Origin of the sequence: Devosia lucknowensis (genome assembly GCF_900177655.1) — a bacterium.
GTDB classification, from domain to species: domain Bacteria; phylum Pseudomonadota; class Alphaproteobacteria; order Rhizobiales; family Devosiaceae; genus Devosia; species Devosia lucknowensis.
This window is the reverse complement of the sequence record NZ_FXWK01000002.1, coordinates 574777-589218: the sequence shown is the minus strand read 5'-3', so window position 1 is coordinate 589218 and position 14442 is coordinate 574777. Positions and strand designations below refer to the sequence as shown.

The 14442-nt window shown below is 61.8% G+C and carries 14 protein-coding genes and 1 tRNA gene; 7 read left to right on the top strand and 8 right to left on the bottom strand.

Features of this window, described 5'->3' with window-relative positions; genetic code table 11:
* Positions 1-62 precede the first annotated feature (62 nt).
* The 3 genes from CCK88_RS15225 to CCK88_RS15215 are packed head-to-tail and all read left to right on the top strand — an operon-like array spanning position 63 to position 3223.
* Positions 63-1079 (top strand): Gfo/Idh/MocA family protein, encoded by a 1017-nt coding sequence (locus CCK88_RS15225; protein WP_086471431.1) that lies wholly within the window; start codon positions 63-65, stop codon positions 1077-1079.
* On the top strand, positions 1076-2155 hold the full coding sequence (locus CCK88_RS15220; RefSeq protein ID WP_086471430.1) for a Gfo/Idh/MocA family protein: 1080 nt from the start codon (positions 1076-1078) through the stop codon (positions 2153-2155). The genes CCK88_RS15225 and CCK88_RS15220 overlap by 4 nt, the downstream gene beginning before the upstream one ends.
* Before the next feature lie 12 nt (positions 2156-2167).
* Positions 2168-3223, top strand: coding sequence for an ABC transporter ATP-binding protein (locus CCK88_RS15215; RefSeq protein ID WP_086471429.1), 1056 nt, complete (start codon positions 2168-2170; stop codon positions 3221-3223).
* 74 nt (positions 3224-3297) lie between these two features.
* Here CCK88_RS15215 and CCK88_RS15210 read toward each other — a convergent pair whose 3' ends face one another.
* The 5 genes from CCK88_RS15210 to CCK88_RS15190 form a co-directional block, all read right to left on the bottom strand.
* The gene (locus tag CCK88_RS15210) at positions 3298-5997 is read right to left on the bottom strand and encodes a DNA translocase FtsK (protein WP_483188983.1); all 2700 of its coding nucleotides are present in this window, start codon (positions 5995-5997) and stop codon (positions 3298-3300) included.
* A 169-nt stretch (positions 5998-6166) separates the two neighbouring features.
* Positions 6167-7531 carry an ammonium transporter gene (locus tag CCK88_RS15205; protein WP_086471427.1) on the bottom strand — a complete coding sequence of 455 codons (1365 nt, stop codon included), beginning with the start codon at positions 7529-7531 and terminating at the stop codon, positions 6167-6169.
* Positions 7532-7560: 29 nt separating this feature from the next.
* On the bottom strand, positions 7561-7899 hold the full coding sequence (locus tag CCK88_RS15200; RefSeq protein WP_086471426.1) for a P-II family nitrogen regulator: 339 nt from the start codon (positions 7897-7899) through the stop codon (positions 7561-7563).
* A 321-nt stretch (positions 7900-8220) separates the two neighbouring features.
* Positions 8221-9582, bottom strand: a complete 1362-nt coding sequence (locus tag CCK88_RS15195) for an ammonium transporter family protein (RefSeq protein WP_086471425.1) — start codon at positions 9580-9582, stop codon at positions 8221-8223.
* 31 nt (positions 9583-9613) lie between these two features.
* Complete coding sequence (locus CCK88_RS15190; RefSeq protein ID WP_086471424.1) at positions 9614-9952, bottom strand: P-II family nitrogen regulator; 339 nt, start codon at positions 9950-9952, stop codon at positions 9614-9616.
* Between the two features lie 78 nt (positions 9953-10030).
* Between CCK88_RS15190 and CCK88_RS18275 the strand changes: the two genes are divergently transcribed.
* The gene (locus CCK88_RS18275; RefSeq protein ID WP_140049011.1) at positions 10031-10252 is read left to right on the top strand and encodes a hypothetical protein; all 222 of its coding nucleotides are present in this window, start codon (positions 10031-10033) and stop codon (positions 10250-10252) included.
* A complete protein-coding gene (locus CCK88_RS15185) occupies positions 10224-11450 on the top strand; it encodes an FAD-dependent monooxygenase (protein ID WP_086471423.1) in 1227 nt (408 codons plus the stop codon). The genes CCK88_RS18275 and CCK88_RS15185 overlap by 29 nt, the downstream gene beginning before the upstream one ends.
* A gap of 9 nt (positions 11451-11459) precedes the next feature.
* Here CCK88_RS15185 and CCK88_RS15180 read toward each other — a convergent pair whose 3' ends face one another.
* The 3 genes from CCK88_RS15180 to CCK88_RS15170 are packed head-to-tail and all read right to left on the bottom strand — an operon-like array spanning position 11460 to position 13306.
* Positions 11460-11684 carry a Trm112 family protein gene (locus CCK88_RS15180; protein ID WP_086471422.1) on the bottom strand — a complete coding sequence of 75 codons (225 nt, stop codon included), beginning with the start codon at positions 11682-11684 and terminating at the stop codon, positions 11460-11462.
* A complete protein-coding gene (locus CCK88_RS15175) occupies positions 11684-12352 on the bottom strand; it encodes an LON peptidase substrate-binding domain-containing protein (RefSeq protein ID WP_086471421.1) in 669 nt (222 codons plus the stop codon). The genes CCK88_RS15180 and CCK88_RS15175 overlap by 1 nt, the downstream gene beginning before the upstream one ends.
* Before the next feature lie 12 nt (positions 12353-12364).
* Complete coding sequence (locus CCK88_RS15170) at positions 12365-13306, bottom strand: thioredoxin family protein (protein ID WP_086471420.1); 942 nt, start codon at positions 13304-13306, stop codon at positions 12365-12367.
* Between the two features lie 196 nt (positions 13307-13502).
* Here CCK88_RS15170 and CCK88_RS15165 point away from each other — a divergent pair.
* A tRNA-Gly gene (locus tag CCK88_RS15165) sits at positions 13503-13577 on the top strand.
* 192 nt (positions 13578-13769) lie between these two features.
* Positions 13770-14399 (top strand): LolA family protein, encoded by a 630-nt coding sequence (locus CCK88_RS15160; protein ID WP_086471419.1) that lies wholly within the window; start codon positions 13770-13772, stop codon positions 14397-14399.
* Positions 14400-14442 lie beyond the last annotated feature (43 nt).

The following is a 14442-nucleotide window of genomic DNA, read 5'->3' as shown; positions in this document are numbered from 1 at the left end:
AAAATCAAGAATGCGGTCGATCCGCATTCCCCCACGACAGACGACCAGGATACCCTGCAGAAATGACCATCAAATTTGCCGCCATCGGCATCAACCATGCCCATATCTACGGTCAGGTCGATTGCCTCAAACGGGCCGGAGCCGAGTTCGTAGCCTTCCATGCCATCGAGGACGATCTGGCCAAGACCTTCGGCGACAAATACCCCGAGGCCCGGCGTGTTGCCGATCCGCGTGCGATCCTCGAAGATGCCTCTATCCAGGTGATCACCACCGCCGCCATTCCTGGCGATCGGGCCGAAATCTGCATCGCAGCGATGAAGCATGGCAAGGATGTGCTGACCGACAAGCCCGGCATGACGACCTTCGCTCAACTGGACGAGATCAAGGCGGTCCAGAAGGAAACCGGCCGGATTTTCTCGGTGCTCTACTCGGAGCATTTCGAGGTGCGGGCAGCGGTGGAAGCCGGCAACCTGATCGCCAACGGCGCCATCGGGCAGGTGGTCAATACCGTAGGCCTTGGTCCACATTCCCTTCGGCTCAACAATCGTCCCGACTGGTTCTTCACCCGCAATCGCTATGGCGGCATTCTCTGCGATATCGCCAGCCACCAGTTCGAGCAGTTCTTGTTCTTCTCCGGCGCCATGGACGGCGAAGTTGTTTCGGCAAATGTCTACAATCGCAATCATCCCGAGCGTCCGGGTCTGCAGGACGTCGGCGACGCGCATATCCGCACCGATAAGACCACAGGATACATCCGCGTCGACTGGTTCACCCCTGAAGGTCTACCGACCTGGGGTGATGGCCGTCTCACCATCCTGGGCACCGACGGCTATATCGAATTGCGCAAATACGTCGATATCGCGGGCCGGCCGGGCGAAAATCACCTCTTCCTCGTGGACAGGAAGGGCGTCCAGCACATCGATTGCTCCAATGTCGACATGCCGTTCGGTCGCCAGTTCCTTGACGACGTGCGCAATCGCACCGAGACGGCCATGCCGCAGGAGCGCTGCTATAACGCCATGAAAATGGCGCTGACCGCGCAACAGATGGCCGAAGCCGACACGGAGTGGGCGCGATGAGCCGGATCCTCAATGTTGCCGTCGTCGGATGCGGCATCGGCAGGTCGCATATCGTCGAGGGCTATCTGCCCAATGCCGACAAGTTCAAGGTCGTCGCCCTCTGCGATCTGAACCAGGAGCGTCTGGACGCGATCGGTGATGAATTCGGCATTGAACGCCGGATCGTCAACTTCGATGATCTGCTCACCATGGATGATATCGACATCATCGATGTCTGCACACCGCCCGGCGCGCACCTGCCGATGGTGTCCGCAGCGCTCGAAGCCGGCAAGCATGTCGTATGCGAGAAACCGCTGGTCGGCTCACTGCGGGACGTCGATGCCATCATGGCGATCGAGCAGACGGCCAAGGGAAAACTGATGCCGGTGTTTCAGTACCGGTTCGGCAACGGTATCGAGCAGGCAAAACGCATCATTGACGCTGGCCTTGCGGGCAAGCCCTATTGCGGCACGGTCGAGACCATGTGGCGACGCGAAGCGCCCTATTATGCCGTGCCCTGGCGCGGCAAATGGAAGACCGAACTCGGCGGTGTGCTGATGGGCCATGCCATCCACCCGCATGACATATTCACCTATCTCATGGGTGACATTGCGCGCATTTTCGGGCGCGTGGCCACCCGGGTCAATCCGATCGAAGTCGAGGACACGATTTCGGCCTCGCTGGAGATGAAATCGGGCGCGCTGGCCAGCTTCACCGCAACCCTCGGCTCCGTCGACGAGATCACTCGCATTCGCCTGCAGTTCGAGAATGTGACGTTTGAAAGTGATCACGCGCCCTATAATCCGGGCAAGGAGCTTTGGAAGATATTGCCGCGCAACGAGGAGGTGAAGAGCCGTATCGACGCGCTCCTGGCCGGATGGCAGGACGTGCCCTCGCGCTTCCAGACGCAGATGGCACGGTTCCACGATGCCATCTTCGACAAGGCCGAATTGCCGGTGTCGAGTGCCGATAGCCGCAGGGCCCTTGAGCTGGTAACGGCCTTTTACCACTCTTCCTCAACCCATACCGAAGTGGTACTGCCGCTTGGTCCCGATCATCCGCTCTACCAGAGCTGGGTCCCGACCGAGTTTCGCTAAGGAGAACGGACCATGGCAACCTCAATCCAGTTGCGACAGATCAAGAAAGCCTATGGCGATGTCGCCGTTATCCATGGCGTCGACCTCACCATCGATCCCGGTGAGTTCACGGTATTTGTCGGCCCCTCGGGCTGCGGCAAGTCCACGCTTTTGCGCATGATTGCCGGTCTCGAACCGATCACCGGCGGCGATCTCCTGATCGACGGGCAGCGCATGAACGACGTTCCGGCGGCCAAGCGTGGCATTGCCATGGTGTTCCAGTCCTATGCGCTCTATCCCCATATGAGCGTCTATCAGAACCTCGCTTTCGGGCTTGAAACGGCAAAGATGCCAAAGCCTGAGATCGAGAAGCGCGTGCAACGCGCTGCCGAGATTCTCAAGATCGAGCCGCTTCTCAAGCGCAAGCCCAAACAGCTCTCGGGCGGTCAGCGTCAGCGCGTCGCCATCGGTCGCGCCATCGTTCGCGAACCCAAGATTTTTCTGTTCGACGAACCCCTATCCAACCTCGACGCTGAATTGCGCGTAGCCATGCGCGTGGAGATTGCCAAGCTCCACAACGATCTGGGCAACACCATGATCTACGTGACTCACGATCAGGTCGAGGCCATGACCATGGCCGACAAGATCGTGGTGCTTCGCGCGGGCGTCATCGAGCAGGCCGGTGCGCCTCTCGAGCTCTACAACAATCCCCGCAATCTCTTCGTCGCCGGGTTCATCGGTTCGCCCAAGATGAACTTCATGACGGCCACCGGCGACGGCTCCCTTCTCAGGACTGGCGGCGTCAGCATTGACCTCGGCCGCAACGTCGGCGGGGCGACCACCCTGGGCATTCGTCCCGAGCACATCACGGTGTCCGAAGGCTCGGGCGTCAAGTTCGCCGACCTCACTGTCGATCTCGTTGAAAATCTGGGCGGCCAGACGGTGGTCTACGCGACCACGCGCGACGGTCAGGCCCTCACCATCGTGCTTGAGGGTCAGCGCAGCGTCGAACTTGGATCCAGCATCTCGGCCTATGTCGATCCGGCCAAGGCTCATATCTTCGACGCCGAGGGCACGGCCATCCGCTGAACCACCCCCGACGCCTCAAAACAAAACCGCCGGCCCCATGGGAGCCGGCGGTTTTTTGTTGAGGAGACTGCGCCTCAGTAGCCGTCGGCATTGTTGCCGACCAGGATTTCGCGTTTGCCCGCGTGGTTGGCAGCGCTGATGACGCCTTCACGTTCCATCCGCTCGATCAACGTCGCGGCCTTGTTGTAGCCCACCCCGAGGCGGCGCTGGACATAGGAGGTCGATGCTTTCTTGTCCGTCAGGACGACATGGACCGCCTTGTCGTAGAGCTCATCGCCCGAACCGCCGCCGGTCTCGCCCATCGCCTCTGCGCCGAATTCACCACCCTCGTCGTTTTCCTCGGTGATGTTGTCGAGGTAGTCGGGCGAGCCCTGGCTCTTCAAATGATTGACCACGGCTTCCACTTCCGCGTCGGACACGAAGGCCCCATGAAGGCGCTTGGTGCGGCCGCCTGAGGCCATGTAGAGCATGTCGCCGTTGCCCAGCAGCTGTTCGGCGCCCTGTTCACCCAGAATGGTGCGCGAGTCGATCTTGCTGGTCACCATAAAGGAGATGCGGGTCGGGAAGTTGGCCTTGATCGTACCGGTGATCACGTCCACCGACGGACGCTGCGTGGCGGTGACGATGTGGATGCCTGCGGCACGCGCCATCTGCGCCAGACGCTGGATGGCGCCCTCAATGTCTTTGCCGGCCACCATCATCAGGTCGGCCATTTCGTCGACGATGACGACGATATAGGGAAGCGGCGAAAGGTCGAATTCTTCGCTCTCGAAGATGGCCTCACCGGTTTCGCGATCGAAGCCGGTCTGCACGGTTCGGGTAATGACGCGACCCTCTTTGGCGGCCTCGGCGACGCGCTGGTTGAAGCCGTCGATGTTGCGGACGCCGATCTTGCTCATCTTGCGATAGCGGTCTTCCATCTCGCGCACGGCCCATTTGAGCGCCACGACGGCCTTCTGCGGATCTGTAACGACCGGCGTCAGCAGGTGCGGAATGCCGTCATAGATCGACAATTCCAGCATCTTGGGATCGATCATGATCATGCGGCACTGCTCGGGCGTCATCTGGTAGAGCAGCGAAAGGATGAAGGTATTTATGCCCACCGACTTGCCCGAACCGGTGGTGCCGGCGATGAGCAGATGCGGCATGCGCGCCAGGTCGGCGATCACAGGTTCGCCGCCGATGGTCTTGCCTAGGCATATCGGCAGCTTGCCCTTCATCTTTTCGAAGTCGGACGACGCCAGCATTTCGCGGAAATACACGGTCTCGCGGCTCTGGTTGGGCAGCTCGATGCCGATGGCATTGCGGCCCGGCACCACGGCGACGCGAGCGGAAATCGCCGACATCGAGCGGGCAATATCGTCCGCCAGCGAGATAACGCGGCTCGACTTGATGCCAGGAGCCGGTTCGAGTTCGAACAGGGTCACGACCGGGCCGGGGCGGACATTGATGATGTCGCCTTTGACCCCAAAATCCTGCAACACGGCCTCGAGCTGGCGGGCCATTGCTTCGAGACGCTCGGGCGCGTGTTCCGGCGAGGGGCCGCCGCGGCGCGGTTCGGCCAGCAGGCTCAGCTCCGGCAGCTCGAAACCATGGGGTTCGTCGAGCAGCGAGCCTTGTGCTTCGCGGAATTGACGCTGACCCTGCGCGGGACGGGGCGCCGGTGCTGCGACGCGTGGCGCTGCCGGATCGACGGGAGTGAAACGGGAATCGCCGCGCTGGGTGCGCGATACCACCGGCGTATCCGGCACGAACGGGACGGCGTCGTCTTCCGGTTCTTCAGGATAGTCGATCGCGGTGTCGTCATAGTCCGGCTGCGCCATGATGCGGGCGCTTGGCGTAAAGCTTGGCTCGACATGCGGAGCAGGCGCATGGATGCGGCGCTGCGTTGGCGCCACGACCATGTCGGGCTCCACATGTACGGTTGGAACGCGATGCTCGTGCATCGAAGGCTCGACATCGCGGTCGCGGTCATCGGCCGCGGTCTCGGCGCGGCGCGCGGCATGTTCGGCCTTGGCGCGACGGAATGCCGTACGCATCGAATAGCCCATATGGACGACGGCGCCCATGGCGACTTCGACCAGCGGGTTGGCCTCGCGTTCGTCTTCTTCGGCAGCTTTGCGCGACGCCGAAGCCTTGGCCGGCTTTGCTGGGATGGAGGTGCCGAGGCCCATGGCAATCCAGAACAGGGCGAGGGCGGGTGCGGCCAGGATGATCGCGAACAGCGTCGAGGTCAGCGCCTCCGGCTGCGTCCCTGCGATCATGCCTGCAAGATTGGTGAAAAGCATGCCGCTGAGGCCGCCGAGCCCGGTGGGGAGCGGCCAGCTCTGGGGCATGGTCACAAACGAGAATACGCCGGAAAATAGCACGACGGCGCCCACCCAGGCGAGCAACCGCATGCCCGGATGCGTGACCACGTGACGGCGCGCCATGGCCCAGCCCCAGAGCGCCAGCGGCACGACCATCACAAGGCCCGCCAGTCCGAGAAACTGGAAAACGAGGTCTGCAATGACCGCGCCCGGAAAACCCAGCCAGTTCGCAGCGGTCTTGCTGGTCGCCAGCGACAGTGAGGGGTCATCCACTGACCACGAGGCAAGCGATGCCAGAACAATGGCGCACAGGCCCAGGATCAGCATGCCCGCGACACGCAGCGGAATGCGGATGGCGATCGCCGGCGGCGGCATGGGAGCTTTCGCCGAGCGCGTCGATGCGCGGGACGCCCGGGCGGGCATGGTGCGAACTTCGTCGAGAGTGGAGACGGGATGGCTGGGCATGGACACGCATTACTCGTTGCCGGCCCGCAAACCATCAGAGTGGGCCGTAATGAGCCCATGCTAATCGGCCGTGGTTAATCGCGTGCTAACCATCGGAAAATGCCGGAAAGACAAAGGGCGACGCCGTGGCGCCGCCCCTTCTGGATTGCTCAGCTGATTCTGTAATCGATCAGTTGTAGGCGCGCTCGCCGTGCGTCGAGAGATCGAGGCCGTCGCTTTCGGCGGCTTCCGAAACCTTGGCACCGCCAAACAGCGCCTTGACGATCAGCATTGCCACGAGCGCAACCACACCGGACCAGACGATGGCGACGATGACGCTGGTGAGCTGGATCATGAACTGGCCGCCCATGTCGTAGCCGTCGAGCGGGTAACCACCGAGCGAGGGGTTGGCGACGATGGCGGTGCCAAGAGCGCCGACAATGCCGCCCACGCCGTGGATGCCGAACACGTCGAGGCTGTCGTCATACTTGAGCAATGGCTTGAGGTTGACCACGGCCCACAGGCAGACCACGCCGGCAACGGCGCCCAGCACGATGGCGCCGCCCACACCGGAGAAACCAGCAGCCGGAGTGATGGCGACGAGGCCGGCAACAGCACCCGAGACAGCACCAAGAGCCGAGGCATGGCCGCGGGTGATCTTTTCGCCCAGCGCCCAGGCCAGCGCACCGGCGGCCGGAGCCAGGACGGTATTGATGAGGGCAACGGCGGTCAGGGCATTGGCTTCGAGGTTGGAGCCGGCATTGAAGCCGAACCAGCCGAACCACAGCAGGCCAGCGCCGATATAGGTCAGGACCAGGTTATGCGGCGGGATCGGTTCCTTCATGTAGGTGGAACGGGCGCCGAGGACGAGAGCGGCAACGAGTGCGGCCACACCCGAATTGATGTGAACGACGGTGCCGCCGGCAAAGTCGTACGCACCCATGCCGAACAGCAGGCCCGGGCCCGACCACACCATGTGTGCCATCGGCACATAGGAGAACGTGAACCAGATGGCGAGGAAAGCCATCAGCGCGCCGAACTTCATGCGCTCGGCGATGCCACCAACGATCAGGGTCGAAGTGATGCACGCAAAGGTCAGCTGGAAGGTGACGAACACCAGTTCGGGCAGCTCGAAACCGGCCGAGAACGTAGCGGCACGGCTGTCGAGGGTCACGCCGTTGAGGAAGAATTTCGAGAAATCGCCGATAAAGGCGGAGAGGCCGCCCTCTGTCGGGCCGGCGAAGGCCAGCGAGTATCCGTAGGCGACCCAAAGGATCGAAATCATCGAGAAGCCGAGGAAAACCTGGGTCAGGACGCTGAGTACGTTCTTGGCGCGAACGAGGCCGCCATAGAACAGGGCTAGGCCCGGAATGGTCATGACGATCACGACCATGGTCGAGACAAGCATCCAGGCCACGTCGCCCTTGTCGACGACGGCGGCGGCGGTTTCCGCAACGGCTTCAGCAGCAGGCGCGGCGGCCTCTTGTGCCAGGGCTGGCAGGGACATGAGGAGGGAGGCCAGTGTTGCGCCCCCCAGAACGTTCGACATCTTCATTGTATCGTCTCCGGAATTGGGAAGCGGGATCAGAGCGCCGAGGCGCCCGTTTCACCGGTGCGAATGCGGGTGACCGCCAATAGGTCGAGCACGAAGATCTTGCCGTCGCCGATGCGGCCCGTCTGTGCGGCGTCGCGGATAACCGTGCTCACCTGGTCGGCGAGGGCATCATCGACAGCGATTTCGACTTTGAGCTTGGGCAGGAAGTGCACGGCATATTCGGTGCCGCGATAGATTTCCGAGTGCCCCTTCTGGCGCCCGTATCCTTTCACCTCGGTGACGGTCATGCCGTGCACATCGAGCGAATTGAGCGCTTGCCGCACCTCTTCAAGCCGAGACGGCTTGATAATGGCAATCACCAGTTTCATCTGACCCCCTTGTCGCCTCATGGCGTGCTGGACTGGTCACTGTTCTTTCAAGCTGCATGCCAATTCGGATGGCTTGAAATTTCTGATATCTTCCAGGAGCTTAACGGATGGAGGTGCCCACAGACTCAGAATTGGGCATTTTTCAGTCTATTTTTTGAGCAACGCTCTTCGTGCCTGCTCTTTTTTTGAGCGCGTTTGCGAGGGGTGTGCAGTCTACGCGGTTTGCGAGTGGGAAGCCTCTGTGGCGGGCCAAGAGGAGCGTAGACTGCACGCCGCTGGCAAGCGGCAGCGACCGGGCGTGCGCCCGGCCGCCAGAAGCGACTATTTGAACTCGGGATAGGCCTCGACGCCGACCTCGGTGACGTCGAGCCCGAGATCCTCGTCTTCTTCGCTCGGACGCAGCCCCATTGCCGCCTTGAGGATGATCCAGAGGACGAGGCTGATGATGAAGACGAACGCGCCCACGCTCAGAATGGCCAGGAGTTGCGCCCCGATATTGGCGTCCGGGTTGGTGAGCACCACGGCGATCGTGCCCCAGATGCCGGCGAACAGGTGGACAGGAATGGCGCCCACGACATCGTCGATCTTGAGCCGGTCGAGCAATGGCACCGACAGCACCACGATGACGCCACCGACCGCGCCGATCAGCGTTGCCGTGCCCAGTCCCGGTGTCAAAGGTTCGGCCGTGACCGAAACGAGGCCGGCCAGCGCACCGTTGATGACGAAGGTCAGATCGACTTTCTTGTAGAGCGCCGCGGAAAGTGCTGCGGCCGCCAGGGCGCCGCCGATGGCGCCGGCATTGGTATTGGCCATGACGCGACCGACATCGGCAATGTCGCCGACCGTGCCCATCGCAAGCTGCGAAGCGCCGTTGAAGCCGTACCAGCCCATCCAGAGGATAAACATGCCCAGCACCGCCAGTGGCATGTTCGAGCCGGGAATGGCGTGGACGGATCCGTCGGCATTGTACTTGCCTCGACGTGCGCCAAGCACGATCGCGCCGGCAAGCGCAGCCCATCCGCCGACCGAGTGCACCACCGTCGAACCGGCAAAATCGAGAAAGCCCATCTGGTCGAGGAAACCGCCACCCCACTTCCAGGAGGCCTGGATGGGATAGATGAACGCGGTCAGGACGGCGACGAATACGAGAAACGGCAGGAGCTTGATCCGTTCGGCAACAGTGCCCGACACGATCGACGCCGCCGTGGCGCAGAACATCACCTGGAAGAAGAAGTCCGAACTGACGGTGGCATAGGTAAGGTCGGCCGCCTCGGCGGCGAGCCCCACGGGTTCCAGAACGGCAATGCCCACGGCACCCAGGATACCGCTGATCATCCAGCCTTCGCCCGGATACATCAGCGCATACCCGATGAGATAATAGGCGAGGCACGCTAATGAATACATGGTGATGTTCTTCAGCAACTGCATCGAAACATTCTTGGTGCGCACAAAGCCAGCTTCGAGCATGGCAAAGCCTGCAGCCATCCAGAACACCAGGATGCCGCCGAACAGCATCAGGAACGAGTTCAGTATGAACTGCGTCTGGAGCGCGGCCTCACCGCCCACGACGGCTTCAGCGGCCTCGGGGGTGATGGTGTCCTGCGCCACGGCAGGCAGGGCAAGAAGAAGGGCGGCAACAGCAGCGCCGCCGGCGATTTTCAATGCAGTTGTGCATCCTGTCATCGTGAAATGGTTCCTCGAATGATGATGGGGTTTAGAGCGCCGCGGCGCCGGTCTCGCCGGTGCGAATGCGGGTTACGGCCAGAAGATCGAGAACAAAGATCTTCCCGTCGCCGATGCGGCCGGTCTGGGCTGCCTCGCGAATCGCGGTGCTGACGGCATCGGCGATGGCGTCGTCCACGGCAATTTCGACTTTCAGCTTGGGAAGGAAATGCACGGCGTATTCGGTGCCGCGATAAATTTCCGAGTGGCCCTTCTGTCGGCCATATCCCTTCACCTCGGTGACGGTCATGCCGTGAACATCGAGCGAGTTCAGCGCCTGGCGCACTTCCTCGAGCCGCGATGGTTTGATGATCGCAATCACTAGTTTCATGCCTGCTCTTTTCCCTTTCTGATTTTTATCGCCTGTCCTCCCTCTCAAGACGCGTGCCAAAACCGGTGAACTTGAAGAATGATCAGATTTATCAATGGCCTATGGCATTTTATATCCCCGGCCAAAAGCGGCGCCCTCTCACGTTTGCTTAAAATATGGACACAATTGGCTTGCTCTCAAAATTATGGTGGTTTTCTGTGCACGGGGCGCGGCAAGCTGGCACTTGTTTCCGCACGCGCCGGGCCCGACAATGCGCTCAAGGAGATCCTGAATGAGCGCAGCACCGACACACAGGCATGACGTCATCATCGTGGGTGCGGGGCCTGTTGGGCTCACGCTGGGCCTTGCACTGGTGCGATCTGCCCCTGGAATCCGTGTGGCTCTGGTCGATCGTCGGCCTCTCAGCATCCCGCGGGACAACCGCGCGACGGCGGTTGCCGCGGCCATAAGGCGGATCTTCGAGGCCTTGGGTGTGTGGGATGACATGGCTGGCCAAAGCCAGCCGATCACCGCGATGCACATTACCGACTCAGGGACGGGCGATCTTGCGCGGCCGTTGCTCCTGCGGTTCGATGGCGATGTCGCGCCGGGGGAACCCTTCGCCCATATGGTGCCCAACCAGGCCATGGGCGCCGCATTGATGGCGGCAGTGGAGGGCCGGATCACGGTGCTCGCGCCTGCTGATATCACCGACTGGTCGGCCGACGATGGCGAAGCCCGGCTGACGCTCGCCGATGGATCTGTGCTGTCGGCACCCCTGGTCGTCGCCGCAGACGGCGCGCAATCGAGCCTTCGGCAGAGGGCGGGAATTGAAACCTTCGGTCACGACTATGATCAAACTGGCCTTGTCGCGACGATCACGCACGAGCTGGCGCATGACGGCGTCGCCTACGAACATTTCCGGCCTTCAGGGCCTTTTGCCAGCTTGCCGTTGCCAGGCAACAGGTCCTCGCTCGTCTGGACCGAACGCAGCGCCGAGGCCCCCCGCTTCCTTGCCATGCAGCCCGATCAACTGGCCGCGGAAATCGAGGCCGTCATGGGCTCGACATTGGGGCGCGTCTCGCTTGAAGATAAATTGATGGGCTTCCCCCTGCGCCTGCAATTGGCCAAGAGCTTTGTCGCGCCGCGCCTCGCATTGGTGGGCGACGCGGCGCACGTCATCCACCCCATCGCAGGCCAGGGGCTCAATCTTGGCCTCAAGGACGTCGCCGCGCTTTCCGAAGTGGTTGTCGATGCGCTGCGTCTAGGACTGGATCATGGTGCCACGGATGTTCTGGAGCGCTATCAGGCGTGGCGGCGTCTCGACACGGCCTCGATGGCGGCGGTGACGGACGGGATGAATCGTCTGTTTTCCAACGACTTGGCACCGCTTCGCGCGGTAAGGGACTTTGGGTTGGGGCTTGTCGACCGCGCCGGTCCGGTCAAGGCCAGCTTGATCCGCGCCGCATCCGGCGTTGCCGGCGGAGCGCCCAAGCTTCTGAGCGGCCTGCCGATCTGACCCATCCACTTAGCGCGAATGGCGTTGGATTTCGTCCGGCTCGATGTTGCGCGCCTCATCGAGGCTCAGGAGCGGCACGCCCTTGACGATGGGGAAGGCGAGGCGCGCCGCCACCGAGATGAGCTCGGTACGTTCCGACGACAGTGTCAGCCGCGTCTTGGTCAGCGGGCACACCAGCATTTCCAGCGTTTGCGGATCCACCACGTGGCGAGGATTGGGCGGTGCTTCCGTCATCAGTTCAGTGGTGCCGCGCCGTCCGAGCCGCCGCGCGCCATTTCATATTCAGTCATGGCGATCAGCGTTTCCGCGCGCTGTTCCAGTGTCTGGGCTTCGAGCAGCACCTGCTTTTCTGCCGGTCCATATGGCGAAACCATGCAGCAGAAGTTGACCAGATCAGCGGTTCCCGTCGACTCGATCTCTTCCCAGTTCGATTCGAAATTGGCGAACTCGGCATAGTCCCGCATCATTTTGACGAAACGGGTGCGATCCACGGCGTCTTCACCGTGATTGCGCGAAAAGTCTGCGTCATAGCCGTCGGCCGAGATCACGCACTGACGGTAAGGCGTCAGCACCGTCAGCTCGTGCATCACGCGGAATCGTGTCACGCCCTCGAGAATGATGAAGTAGCGGCCATCGCCGCTCTCCTCGAAATGCGTCAGGCGCCCCAGGCACCCAACCGTCTGCAGTGGCGCGCGGCCCTTCGGACTTTCTTCGCTGACATCTTCGGGTTGGATGAGCCCGATCAGCCGGTCCCCACGCAAGGCCGCGTCCACCATCTCGATATAACGCGGCTCGAAGATATTGAGCGGGCGATGCGAGAAAGGAAGCAGCAAGGCTCCGCTCAGAGGAAAGATCGGAACGGACTTTGGCAGGTCAGCCGGGCTGGTCGGGCGCTTGGGCATAGGGTGTCCTGATCAGGAAAAGAGCACCGCGGACAAAAGGCGGCGGCCCTTGAGTGTCGCCGGGTCTTTCGGACCCCAGGCTTCGAAGAACTCGAGGAGCTTCTTGCGCGCCGCATCTTCGTTCCAGCTGCGATCGCGCTTGAAGCTGTCGACCAGGGCCTGCGCAGCTTCGACACGCTTGCCTTCGGCGTTGAGCACGACGGCAAGATCGAGGCGGGCCTGGTGGTTATCGGGATCCGCCGCAATGGCAGCTTCCAGCGTTGCCGCTTCCGAGAGACCGGCTGCCTCGTCCTTGAGCCGGATGGCATTGGCAAGCGCCGTGTAAGCGTCGCCAGTGCGCTTGTCTTCCGGCACCATATCCAGCGTGACCTTGGCCTGCTCTGCCTCCCCGGCATTCATATAGACGCCCGCCAGCCCGATCAGCGCATCTGCATTGTCAGGGACGTGCTGGAGTATCTGGCCATAGATCTGTGCCGCTTGTCCAAGCTCGCCCGCAGCTTCCGCCTGCTTTGCGATTTCGAGAGCATCTGCAATCTGAGATTCAAGCGAATCGGCTGGAGGCGCGCCGGCGGGGGCCGCGGAAATCACCTTCTCCGCAAACCGCCGCACTTCGCCCTCGGGCATGGCGCCCATGAAACCATCGACCGGACGGCCGCCGGAAAAGGCGAAGACGGCCGGGATAGACTGCACTCCAAGCTGGCCCGCAATATGCGGATGCTCGTCGATGTTGATCTTGACCAGTTTGATCTGGCCGGCCTTCTCGGTCACCACCTTCTCGATGGCTGGACCCAGCTGGCGGCAGGGTCCGCACCAGGGTGCCCAGAAATCGACCAGCACCGGCTGCTCAAGCGACGCATCGATGACGTCGGCCTTGAAGCCGGCATCGCTGCCGTCGCGAATAAGATCAGCGGGAACCGGTGCGGCACTGGGGGCGCCATCGAAGGACAAGGTCATGTTTTCAAACTCTTATGCGGCAAGAAACTGAGCGTTGGCGGCCTTTTTGCGCCTGCCGGGGCGCTTGTGGCAACCCCCGATTCCCACAGGCATTCGCAAGAAAGACATTTCCGCAAAAAACCGGGTTGCAATCGGATCGGTGATTGGGCATATAGGCCCGCGTCGCCGCACTGCCAAGTGCCGGAGACAACGGAGCGCGGGTGTAGCTCAGGGGTAGAGCATAACCTTGCCAAGGTTAGGGTCGTGGGTTCGAATCCCATCGCCCGCTCCAATTTCCCGAAAGGGATACGACAAAAGGCCGGACAACTGTCCGGCCTTTGTTGTTTTCTGGCCTTTGGATGCTCATCGAGAGCTGCTTTCTCGACGCGCTGCGCCGAACCGATCCCAATGGAACTTTCCACCTGTTGCCGTAATTCATCGCTAGGTTACGCTCAGCCTAAAAATCCGAGAGGACTTCCAGCCGATGATTCGCCGTACAGCACTCATGCTCGGCCTTGCCGCCGCTCTCTCGTCCGCCATGCCTGTGTTGGCGCAGAGCCGGGCGCTGACGCCGGAAGAGCAGCAGCTCATCACTGATATCAACGTCCACAATTCGGCTATCCGCACCATGGTGGGCCGGTTCCTGCAGATCGATAGCCAGGGCGGCCGTCAGGAGGGCACCTTCTTCCTCGAGCGCCCGAGCAAGATCGCATTCCGCTATGCACCGCCCAGTCGCGAAGAAATCGTCTCCATCGGTCGTGGTTTCTATGTCATCGACCGTCGCGAAGAGACCTACTACGCCTATCCGCAGGACTCGATCCCGCTGCGCCAGTTTCTGGGCGATCAGATCGACCTGTTGAGCGCCAACGTGGTCGACATCACCACAACGGATGGGTACGTCAGCATCACCGTCATCGACAATACGGTCGCCGGTACCGTCCAGGTGTCGCTGATTTTCGACACCGAAACCAAGGACCTGGCCCAGTGGACCTTGGTGGAGCCGAATGGCTCGGAGCTGACCTTCTCGCTTTACGATGTGCAGAAAGATGTCCAAATTCCTCCGAACTTCTTCACGTTCCCCTCGACCTATTCGGGCAAGGAACCGCCCCGCTGACATCCGGTTTCCAGCATGGAAGCCCCGGCTCGACCGGGGCTTT